Source organism: Anaerobiospirillum sp. NML120448, assembly GCF_023050945.1.
Classification (GTDB): Bacteria; Pseudomonadota; Gammaproteobacteria; order Enterobacterales; family Succinivibrionaceae; genus Anaerobiospirillum.
This window is the reverse complement of record NZ_JALKIM010000034.1, coordinates 26,256-38,155: the sequence shown is the minus strand read 5'-3', so window position 1 is coordinate 38,155 and position 11,900 is coordinate 26,256. Positions and strand designations below refer to the sequence as shown.

4 protein-coding genes are annotated in these 11,900 nt (G+C 38.0%); 1 reads left to right on the top strand and 3 read right to left on the bottom strand.

Features of this window, described 5'->3' with window-relative positions; translation table 11 throughout:
- From MXE38_RS07215 to MXE38_RS07205, 3 genes are all read right to left on the bottom strand, one after another.
- Positions 1-5,534, bottom strand: a 5,534-nt coding sequence (locus MXE38_RS07215) for a hypothetical protein (protein ID WP_246913550.1), incomplete at its 3' end; no start/stop codon positions are given.
- 18 nt (positions 5,535-5,552) lie between these two features.
- Positions 5,553-7,619 carry a hypothetical protein gene (locus MXE38_RS07210; protein WP_246913548.1) on the bottom strand — a complete coding sequence of 689 codons (2,067 nt, stop codon included), beginning with the start codon at positions 7,617-7,619 and terminating at the stop codon, positions 5,553-5,555.
- Positions 7,620-7,621: 2 nt separating this feature from the next.
- Positions 7,622-9,775: a hypothetical protein gene (locus MXE38_RS07205; protein WP_246913546.1), complete on the bottom strand. Its 2,154-nt coding sequence runs from the start codon at positions 9,773-9,775 to the stop codon at positions 7,622-7,624.
- 494 nt (positions 9,776-10,269) lie between these two features.
- On the opposite strand from MXE38_RS07205, the gene MXE38_RS07200 reads away from it, so the two are divergent.
- Positions 10,270-11,202 (top strand): LysR family transcriptional regulator, encoded by a 933-nt coding sequence (locus MXE38_RS07200; protein WP_246913544.1) that lies wholly within the window; start codon positions 10,270-10,272, stop codon positions 11,200-11,202.
- Positions 11,203-11,900: the final 698 nt, after the last annotated feature.

The following is an 11,900-nucleotide window of genomic DNA, read 5'->3' as shown; positions in this document are numbered from 1 at the left end:
ACTGATGGCACCTTAGTTTCCTCAGAGCCAGTAGTTAGTCCACCATTTTCTGGTGCTACAGGCAAGGCTGGAGCTTTAGCCTCAGTCTCAGTCTCATTATTGCCACTACCATTACCTTGACTGGCAGCTTGATTTTCCTGTGGCGCTGATGGCTCGTTAGTTTCCTTAGAGCCAGTAGTTAGCCCACCATTTTCTGGTGCTACAGGCAAGGCTGGAGCTTTAGCCTCAGTCTCATTAGCATTATTGCCACTAGCATTACCCTGATTGGTGGTATGTTGTTCTTGTGGCAATGATGGCACCTTAGTTTCCTCAGAGCCAGTAGTTAGTCCACCATTTTCTGATGTTACAGGTGAGGCAGGAGCTTTAGCCTCAGTCTCATTATCAGCTTGGCCTTTGCTACCATCACAGCCATTACCGCCCTCATTGCCACTGCCATTACCTTGATTGGAGGTGTGCTGGTCTTGAGGCCCTGATGGGTCTTGGGTGTGCACTGGCACGCCTGGCTGATCGGCATTAGGGGTTAAATGTAAGATTTCGCTACTCTTAACATTTAAATAGCGCTTAAAGATATCCTCTTGGTCTTGCTTAAAGATATAGTCAACCACTGAGTCTGATTGGCAGTTCTCTGAGGCTTTATTATCTTGAGCGTAGAAATTATTAACCACATCTTTAAGGGCATGATCAGTAATGGTCAGTTGAGTAATAGGAATACTCTTATCTTCCCTTTGCTTATCCATAGAAGGATCAATAGAGACATTAATGCCAGCAGAAACCTTGTTGCTAATGTCCCTACTATTAAGAGCATAGAAGAAAGATGTTCCCTTGATAAGGATATCAATCTGCTCAGAGCTAATAAGCTGTTGAATCTTGGCAAACTCCTGGGCTTTATCGCCATTAAGCTTATAAGAAGAGTACTGAAGTAAATTAGCAAGCTTAGAGAGCATAATCTTTCTATCTAAGATCTGATTGCCATTTTGGTCTCTGATAGCTTCATAGAACACCTCTAAAGAACTTCTAGTCTGATCTTTAGACTTCTTAAGCGCATTAGCCTCTTTGCCAGTGAAAAACTTGGACTCAATGATATAGACCACCAAGACATACTCATTGATAGCAGTACTCTTTTGAGCCTCTTTAGCACTTAAATCACAGTCAACAAATAAAGGATTAGCTTGTAAAGTGGCATTGTCTAGTAAATCTAGGCTATTAAAATCACCACTATTAGTTGTAGTGCTGTTCTCGAGCTTTGCTTGGGTCTGGACCTGGGCTTTAGACTTATATTTAAGCACTTGTAGGCCTAAAATATCAGCTACTTTACCCTCTTTTTGGCCAATCAATGCAGCATAATCATCAAGGGACACAAAAGATGCTGTGCCTAAAGGAGAAGTACAATCCAGCCTTTGCGCAATAACCTTAAATGCTTGAGCAACAATATACTGGCATAATACCAGGCCCATCATTTCATAAGTTCTCTTGCGATACAGTTGTGATCGAATGACAATACTTCCTGAGATATCGGCAGCATCGCTTACTATTCTAGTAATTAGGTCAGTTCGCTTTTGTTCATCATTGTTGTCAAGCTTATCCAACAAGTTGTTAATAAAGCCAGCTGATTGCTTTGAGTATTCTTTGCAAGCGCCAAGCAAATTAAGATCTAAGTCCTTAAGCTTTTGGTGGTAGACAATCTTAATTTCATTATGATTTAAGAGTTGGCGACACATTAATTCATCCATGAACAAAACTGTTTCACAGCGCTTAAAGACTGAGTCCAATAAATTAGCGCCCACATTCTCATCATCCTTTGTCTTAAGCTCAAACAAAGGCACAAAAATGCTCTGGCGGTTTTGACCTTTAGGGGCTAAGTCTAAAGATAAAGCATAATCACTTTCCTTTAACTTTGCCTTGCAGCTAATTGCTGCTAAAGAGTCTTTGACTTGATTAAAGCACCCAATATCTTTTTGCGACAAGAAATACAGGCCGTGAAGATAAATGGCTTCATTATCAGTAAGAACAGGACATGATAAGAACTTACCCACATAGCGAGATTTCACACCATCTTGATCGGCATAGCTTACTAATGATTTAACATTATCCAGACCATTTTCTACTAAATAAGCATTACTGGTATTTGAAAAACCAAAAGTAGCCTGAGAATCAAACACGTGGAACATCAGGCAAATATCAGCAATTTTGTCTAAAGCTGCATTGTTAGCCGAGCTATTACCATTAGTTTTAAATGAATAGCGATTGAGAAAATGGTTAAAAGAACCATCACTTGAGCTAGTAGTACGATCAAAGCTAATAACACCCTTCTTTTCTGATGAGTCTTGCTGATTAACATGATCAGCCAAGATACTAACCTTAATGCGATGATCGTAAGAGTTATCTTCGTTTGATGGCCCTATTTTTAAACGCTCATCCTCAAAGCTTTTATAAATTTGAGCACTATCATCCACTGAGCAGTTGACAATAATGAGATGGAACTTGATGGCAGCTAAACTCTTTTGCTCCAATAATCTCTTATAAATAGCCAGTGGAAGCTGTACCACACCACAGTAGTAGATTAAGATTGTACATTGCTCACTAAGATATGGTCGGGCCTTAATATATCGCTCTATAAAGCTAAGGGCAGCATCTTCATAAGCTTTGCTATTAAGCTTGTTGGAATCAGACTTTTTCCTAGTTTGACCTTTAGAGCTTGATGTACTAACGGCAAAATCTTGCTTAATACTTTCAGGGGACTCGTATAGAGTATAGCCATTTAAAGCTTGTCTTGACACCAAGACATTGTTGGAGCTTGAACTATCCTTACAATTGATAAATATAGTTTCATTACCATCGCCTAATTTAAGCTCAGCTTCATAGCTATCTTTGAGCAATTGTCTATCATTAACCAGCACGGCATTATTAAAAGCATTGATGATAAAATCCACCATGCGCTTATGCTTAATGACAAAATTGCTTAAACTTGACACGGCTAGTGGTGTGGCAATAGCACAAGCATCACTATTACTTAAAATAGTGTTATTGATAGCTTTTTGCTCATTGAGCAAAGAATTATAGCGAGGTTCATAATGCTCATAAAAAGCCATACCAACACTATTAAAGCATTCTAATAGTGCTAAGGTGAGATTCTTTATTTTGCTATGTTCTTGAGCAAAAGAAGCATTCATGATGTTAAAGCTCACAATAGATGCCTGATCTGTCATTAAGCGCACGCAATCATAATTTAATTTACAATCATGTAATGATTGCAAAACTTTTAGATAAGTGCTCTCAAACACACTAAAAGATTCCTTGATCTTAACTAGATCTTGATTAAAGGACTCTACCTGTGAGTAATGTAGCCCCTCGCCTTGCTGCTCTTTAAAAATATCACTAAGCTTAGAACAAAGCTTGTTAAAACTTTCGCTAACATTATAAAGATTGCTTGGCTGCTTATTAAAGAGCTGACCTGTTGCTAAACGCTGCACTGGCAAAAAAGTACTCTTATCTTTAAGGTTAAGAGCTTGCTCGTAGCCTTGAACCGAAAAGGCATTGCGTGCAAATACACCCACCTGCAAGCACTTATTCTTAAGTACATTCTCTAAATCTTTAAACAAATAGTAGCCAATACTTTTTACATCAAAATGCCACTCAATAATGCATCTTTTACCCACTTCACCATTGGCAAAAGTTGGCTCAAGATAAAACTTATAACTAGTAGCATCCTTACTCTGAGAGCTGCTTCTCTTAAGATCTGGCTTTGCTGCTTGCTGAGCATTAAAGAAATTAGCAAAGTTAATCAGAGGATGGTGATCCAAACTTGCAGTTTGGCTTTCCTGGTTATTCTTTGCCCTACCTTGATTTGGTGTGTACTTAAGTACAAAGCGCTCGTGATTACCTACGTTAACTCTAGTAAAAATTTCACGTAAGAAACTGCCAAAACGCAAGCTAAAATAGCAACCAACATAGTAGTTAGTATCTAATAATTTCTTAAGACTACGTTCAAGCTTTAAAGTTACCGAGGCAACAGATAGTTCTGCATTATTTTGTGATGGCAAAATGTTAATGAATGCCTTAGCTAAGGCTAAGATGAAATCCTCATCATTATGCGCTTGGCCTGAGAAAATGAGTTTTTCCCAGGCATTCTTAACTTTAGAGCTCTGGTTAAAAATATGGATCTTTTGCTTTAAGATCTCATAAAGCTCGTCTCTTTGCTCTTGATCTAAATTTTTGCCAGTGCTTTTTAGTAAAGGCTCAACACTATCCCATTGTTCAGCGTCTAATAAATCACCTTCAGATTCGCTATGCTCTTCAAACAAACGTATAGTTTGTTCAAGAAGAGTTTCTTTCTTTTGCTTAGTCTTGACCTCAGCAAAAAGATAATTTAATTTTTCCCAATCGATTAAACACAAATTGAAATAAGCGTTGTTGTACTCTTCTGTGAACTTACCAAAGGAGTCCAAATAAGTCTTAACAAAAGCATGCTCATATGGCTCTAAACTGACAAAAGCAGAGTTTTTATCTCCTGTTTCATCTTCATGATGAAAATAATAGAGCTCATAATTGCTAAGCAACTTTTCAACATTGAGAGGATTTTTGTCATCCACTTTGCCAATCATAAAGCTGCTAGTTTCTTTGTAGTATTGCTTTAAGTTAGCAGAGAAAGACTTAAATACATTAGTCTTTGCATTAGATTGAACCTTAGCAAAAAGCTGAGCGTTAGCAGGCCAATTTAGGACACACAAAGCCGTACCCAAAGCAGATTCCATACTGCACTCTTTCTTTGAGTACAAATACCAGGCATAAATAAAGTATTTTGCAATAAAGCTTAGCTTTACTGAAAATGGCTCTTTATCATCAATAAGAACACTTAAAGCTGCCATCAGCGGATTTTTAGTTTTAATATCCTCTGCATGATAGCTCTTAAAACCATAGCTCTTATAAAAGTCCTCAATAAAAGACATGCAGTAATTAGGCAAAGCTTTACGCAAATCATCTACTGTAATCTTACGGATATGCTCTAAAGTGTCGCTAATCACAGATGAGGAGTCAGCACATAAGATTACCTTGTGCGGCGCTATGTCACAATTGTTACGCCACCAGGTTGCAATATTATCATGGTCTACATAAGGTGCGTTTGCATAATAATTATCAGCCTCTTGCACATTCTGATAATGAATTCGAATGTATAAGCATGACAACGGATCATATTCTGGTAAATATTGATCACTAGGAGTGTTTTCTAAGCCCTTACTCTTCATCTGCTTAATTAACTCATCGCAAATGAGTTTAATTTGGTTGTGCTCAAATTCATCTAATACCAGCAAGCCTAAAGTTTTGCCGTTCTCTTCTATTTGCTGCTTGCGCTCTAATTCATTAGCTGGCAAATAATTGCCAATTACTTTTACGCCAAGGTAAGCAACCAATTTATCAACAATCTGGCCGATAATTTGATCCGTGATCTCCAAATTGCTCATAAAAGCTTTAAGTGAATCGCTCTCACCTGGTTCGAGCGCTAAACTTACGTGCTGGTAATCAAGCTCATTGCTCATAAATTCATTGACTCCTTGTTATTGATTAATGCTATTGGCGAATGGGTTTTTAATGTACTCATAGCCATCAGATAAGCTAATAAGCAGGTCAAGCTTACGTAGACGCTCAATAAACGCACTGCGATTATCACTAAAGCGTTTCTCATCAAGATAATCAGGCTCATGCCCTTTCTTGTTTTTAAAATATTGCTGTCCCTCTAATGGGCCAATGACAATATAATAGCGCTCATAAAGAATCTGCAAAAATTCACTTGCTTTCATCTGCGCTTTCTTATTGCCTAACACAGTAATTACCAAGGTTCTGATTAAATCATCAGTCATGGTGTAATTACGATATGCACCTTCGGCTTTATTAACCAAGCCAATATCAGCACAATAATTAGTGTGCGCACGCTCCATGTGGTAATCACGGGCGCTAATTTTACTGGTAAAGAAATCAACTAGCTCTTGGTAAGATATGGTTTTACCACTGTCTAAAGCAATATCTTGATTCTTAACTATACTTTCCTTAGGGAATTTTTCCTCTTTAGAGTTGAGATCGATTTTATGAAACTCACTCACTGAAAAAGCTGATCTTGCAATTTTAATAAATAGCACCTGCTCATCATGATTCATTCTAGTCTTGTCTAACAAGAAAGGAGCAAAGCTCTCAATAATAGAGCGAATGCGGCATTCACAATAATGCTTCACTGAATAGCGATATAAAGCCTCATTCTCAGCTAAGCGAGCACGAGAAAACTTTTTTAGGACACTATTATTATCAATAGCTAAAACCATATCGATATTGGTTGTGTCCTTAGCTTGTTCACTATCTTCCTTACCAAGCTGCAACAGCTTTTGTTGTTGCTCTAGTAAAAAGACATTGAGATTAAGCAAACAAATTGTTCCTAAAACAAGGAATTGCTCTTGCTTGTTTAAAGGCAAGGACAAAGCATTAGCTATATCTTCGCTAATTTGGTCAAAGATTGGCAAATACAGGTATGGAAAATAGCGGCTTCTAACAACTAAATAGCGACTGCGCTCAGAGCAAGTTACCACCTCATTGCGCAGCTTATGTAATAGCTCTTGCTCATCAATTTCATAAGTGCACCTCTGACCATCTTCCCTATCCTTACCCTCACTGATAATTTGCGCATAAAGATTGACAGCATCGGATTGTGATAGAAAGTAATCATTGAGAGCTTTACCAAGATTAACACCATCGTTTTCCTGATCTTTACGAGCAAAATAACTACGAGCGAGCATGTTAAAGACAATCTGCCCCGCACCTGCCATGTAATTATTTTTGAAAACTAATTCATTAGTGCACTCCCAAAAAAGGGACTCTACACCAAAAGGAAAGAGAAATTGAAAAGACCACTGTCTTTGATTATCGCTTAATATAGACCATGAACGCAGTAAGTTAACAGACTTTTCAAAATTAGCAAAAGAACCAAAAATACCCTGAAGATACTTCAAGTCAGATTCAGTAATATCTTTGCTTTGACCAGCTGCTACGATTTCTCCATCGTCATCATCATCATCATCTTTTTTACCTTTGCTATTTTTATCTTCAGGCAATTGATTATTTTTGACAAATTGCTCTGACCAACGAGACCATTTTTCCTCATCGGTTAATTGCATCTGTGCGATGGAACTAAGAAAATGATTATTGAATAAAATACGACGCAATAAGGTACGATGCATCTTAAGCAAAGTAAAAGTATCAAGCTCATCAGCCTGATTGCGATCGAAAGGATTGTCTTTATTTTGGCTGGCAATCATAGCAAGGAGCTCTAATACGGCCATTTCCTTTGCCTGAGACATATGAAAGCCAGTACCAAAGATCTCTTCCTCTACATTAAACTCGTGTGTAGCATTTCCTGATTTAGAACCTTTAGGTGCATCAATATTGTACTGAGTTCTATACCTTTGTCCTAAAACCTTGTCCTCTTGAGCTCTAACCTCTAGGCAATAAGGAATTAACTTTTCTTGAGCAGAGCGTCTATCAGACTCTCTATTATTTAAAAAGTCTAGAGCACTATTAACATCAGAAAAACACTGCAAATCGTCAGTATTTTTAGTTAAATCATATGGAAACGGCATTTTTAGTAATCCCTAATTTCACCCTTGTAATCAATTTTGCAGAACTCAATAGCGCTTAACTGTTCATCAATTGATATATCTTTGCTTGATCTGCGCTTTGCTAAGTAATCTTCCAATGTTGATTTAAAGGTAAGCAGCTCCTTTAAGCACTCATCAGAAAAAGAAATGCTCATGACACCATTGGTTAAAGACATCAAGTAGTTAAACATCTTAGGTGTAAGATGGACGTAGGACACCAGCTTGCCTTGGTTGCTGTTTTGTTGCTTAAGCGCATTAAGCTTGGCTCTAACGTCTTTTCCTTTTTTACGCCAAATTTGAGCTTCTTCTAAATTACCGTCGTCCCAACAACGATCAAAGTTTGCCTGAATTTCTTCTGCATCCTTTTCAAGAGCATCCAACTCTGACTGGCTATCATCTTTGAAACCATAATAAGCAAGATAAAGCTGACCTGATTGTTCATCAAGCAAAGAGCCATCAACAATTTTTAGGCAGTTAACTAAATCCAATGCCTCATCATGATAGTTAATTTTGTATAAACGCTCATTATAAAGAACGCAAAAACCAGTTGGATTAAGCCTATTATTAGAGGTAACTACTAATGAGCTTTGCTGGCTTAAAACCATTAGGCTTGTGAATACACGGTTGCAGCCAGTTAGAATGCTCATAATAGTTTGGTTAAGTTTTAATTGCTTGTTCTCATTGCTGAGCAATTGTTTGAGCTCAAAATACTCTTGGCTGAACTTATATGCTGTCATTAAGAAAGGATCAAACAAGTTCTTAGACTCTTTACTGCTATCCATGGTAAAGAACAACATACGGCGCAAAGACAACAGGAGTTTTTGCATTTCTTTATGAGAGCTAAGTAGCTCATCATCACTGTCGTTTTTATCAAGAATATCTAACTCGCTTTCATGTAATTCCTCAAGGAGCTCAGATAGCTTTTTAGAATAGCCAAAGACATTATCAGGAGAGTTAACTAAATCCTGATATTTAGAGGCCAAGCTTAAAATCTCATCATCATGACCAAACAAAATGAAATTATCGATAAGTTTGGTGGTACTGTAACCAACAGCTAAAGGCTCTAACTGCTTGAAAATGATAGTATCGGCTGTGATTTTATCCTTTAAAACAAAGTTGGCTCCAAAGATATTATCCAAAGGAGACACATCCTTATCCTTCCAATCTCCCGACCTACTCTTAGCGTTTTTGAATTTTTTACAGGTGTAAAAACGCTCCTTAATAGTACTAGCTTGACGGCCTAGCAGTGTATTGGCTACTAACAAAAGTATGTTTCGCATGGTAAAGTGAGCGCCATCATCAATGAGCAACTCAAACATTTGACCCAAGCGCTCATAAAAGACCTCATTGTTGAGTAGCATATTGCGATTTCTGAAGATTGGACAATCACTATGGAGTGCACACTCAGAACATTTTTGCCAGTCATCTCGATTAATTACTTCTTTAAAAACATCGCACACTAATTTCTTATTCATGCACTTAGCCATATCGAAACAAACAATACGGCTATTATCAAGCTTGTCCTTTCCTTTACCCAAAAGAACAAAACTCTCTAAAGTATTAACTAAAGCGCTGTTAATTGCTGAGTTCTCTTTGGCATTGGCTTTAGCCTCAGCCCTAGCTGCAAAGTGCTCTAAAATTTTGCCATTATTAGCAGCAATTAAGACTATATGAGGGCTATCATTTTTTTGCTCAATAATTTCTTCAATTGGGACAAAAACCTGATCCAATAATTTAGTGTCGTCGCTGGCGATACCAGAAAAGTCCTTTACCACTGTAAAGGTCACACCATAAGAAGAAACAGTGAACACTGTATCTCGCTTATGATCCTCCCATATTTCCGATGTTTGGTTTAAAAGATCAGGATCGATGAAAATTTTGCGTAAAAAGTGGGTCTTGCCATCACCAGCCTGACCAGAGATGAACACCACCTTACTTTCATGTTTTGTAATAAAACCATTTAAGGCTTCGATGTAAGCTTTTTGAGCAGTAATGTCAAAATTGAAAGGCTCAACATTATTGTTAGTTCTGCTATTAATAGCATTATTTTCAGCTTGTTGATTAGAGCTACCTTGCCAAGGGCCAAAGTTTTTTAAGTAATAAATAAATTTTTCGTTCTGTGAGTCTGATTTGGCCATATCAATCCACCATATCTGGCAAGTTAAAGCTAATTAGCAGCAGTAATAATCAGAGCTAATATGAACCATATAGCTCTCATGCTTAAAAGGCTTTAAAAGGGAGTGTGTTTGAGATTTTAGTAATCTACTTACTAAGTGGTTAATTTTAGCACGTTGATATCTATTTGCTAGTAAAAACTTTACATAAAGATGCGGAATCTCACATTAGATTTTGCACTCTAATAGCCCTTATTCTTGTTTAGGCTTCTTTTAGAAGAGTATCTTAAGAAGATCACTTCTATTAATTTGCAACATAAAGGTTCTGTAAAGCCAAGCTAAACTTCTTTGCATACCTGCCAGCCATCATGCCCCGCAATCCAATTGACACTTTATAGATCTTTGGGGCGATGCATGACGGAGCGGGCGAGTTAAAATGGGGCGAGGCTTATTTTTAGCTAGCCATTAGAGATAAGTGTTGTAAGATTAGAGCTTAGTTATTTGATTACGAGCGCATTATGACTTTAACTCAGCTTAGATACCTTATTGCAGTAGCCAATCATTCTTCGTTACAAAAGGCAGCTTCTTCTTTATACATTTCACAACCAAGCTTATCCAAGGCTATTTCTTCTTTAGAAGAAGAAATGGATATTGTGATTTTTACTCGTAAGTCTACAGGCGTGCATTTAACTGAGGATGGGTACCGCTTTTTATCCTATGCTAAGCAAGTTGTAGAGCAAGCCGACCTCTTATTATCTCAATATGCCAAAGGCCATAAAATCCGTAGAATTTTATCAGTATCCTCTCACCACTACGCTTTTGTGGTAAATGCTTTTGTCCGCTTACTTAATGAATATAACCAAGACGAATATGAGTTTTCTTTGCGTGAGTCTCGCACTTACGACATTATTGAAGACGTAGTATCGGGACGCTCTGAGCTAGGCATTATTTACCTATCTAACTACAATAGAGAAGTAATTAAGAACATGCTTAAGACTAAGGATTTAGGCTATAAGCCTTTATTTATAGCTAAGCCTCATGTCTTTGTCTGTCGCAATCATCCGCTCGCCACTAAAACTACAGTAAGCCTTAGTGAGTTAGAAGAGTTTCCACGTCTTACTTATGATCAAGGCACCAATAACTCCTTTTATTTTTCCGAGGAGCTACACTCCACTGCCCATGCCCCTAAAAACATTGTAGTAACTGATAGAGCAACCTTATTTAATCTGTTAATTGGTCTAAAGGGCTATACCATAGCCTCAGGCATTCTTAGCAGTGATCTTAATGGTGATCAAATCGTTTCTGTACCTTTAATCTCTGATGAGAGTATGGAGCTCATCTCAGTTTATCGCAAAGGACAAAAACTAAGCCCGCTAGCAGCCCGTTATTTGGAAATCCTCCAAAACTACGTAAAAGACTTTATCCACCCTGATGCCATTATTGTGCAGTAATCACAAGCCTCTTTCACGCCCCTGACTTCCTCCCAGCCCAACGAGCAAGCCAGGGCTTACCAGCACTATAGGTCTTGCCAGCAATAATGAGCATTACTTCATACAGGCGTATTTAGCCTCTTTCCTACCCAAACTAAACTAACCTACTTGGCCATCTAAAGGCGCTACACCAACCTAATACAAAACAAGCCCTCACAAATTAAGTGTTTGTCCTGATATTTGTCATCCCTAGCAAGGACTGACTGCCCCATCAATGGACTTAGTACCTGCATTAGCGCCTGCTGTAGCAGCCTTTGATCTCTACCTACTACCTAATATCAATGCGGAACTAATTACCTTACCTAACCAAGGTAAAGAACTTTCTATGCTCACGTGATGGCTGCTCTACAGTGCATTACATTGCATTGTGGCTAATTGAATTGCTGCTCATTGTAGTAAATTACAGTGCTCTAGGTGAGCTTTTAGGCCTTTCTTGTAAGGGTGTTTGGTGAATTAAAACCAATTTTCAAAGGGGATACAATTGGCTTTGTTCAGGCTTTACAAGATTGAAAGACATAGTAAAAGGCAGAAGTGGCTAAAGCCAGAGGTAGCAGCAGATACTGTTAGTAGTAACCTTAGCAAGGCCCAAACGTTTGTAAAAGGTCGCAGGAGTGATTTGAGGCTTGAGGAGATGGCTACTTTTTGGTTGATAGATGAAG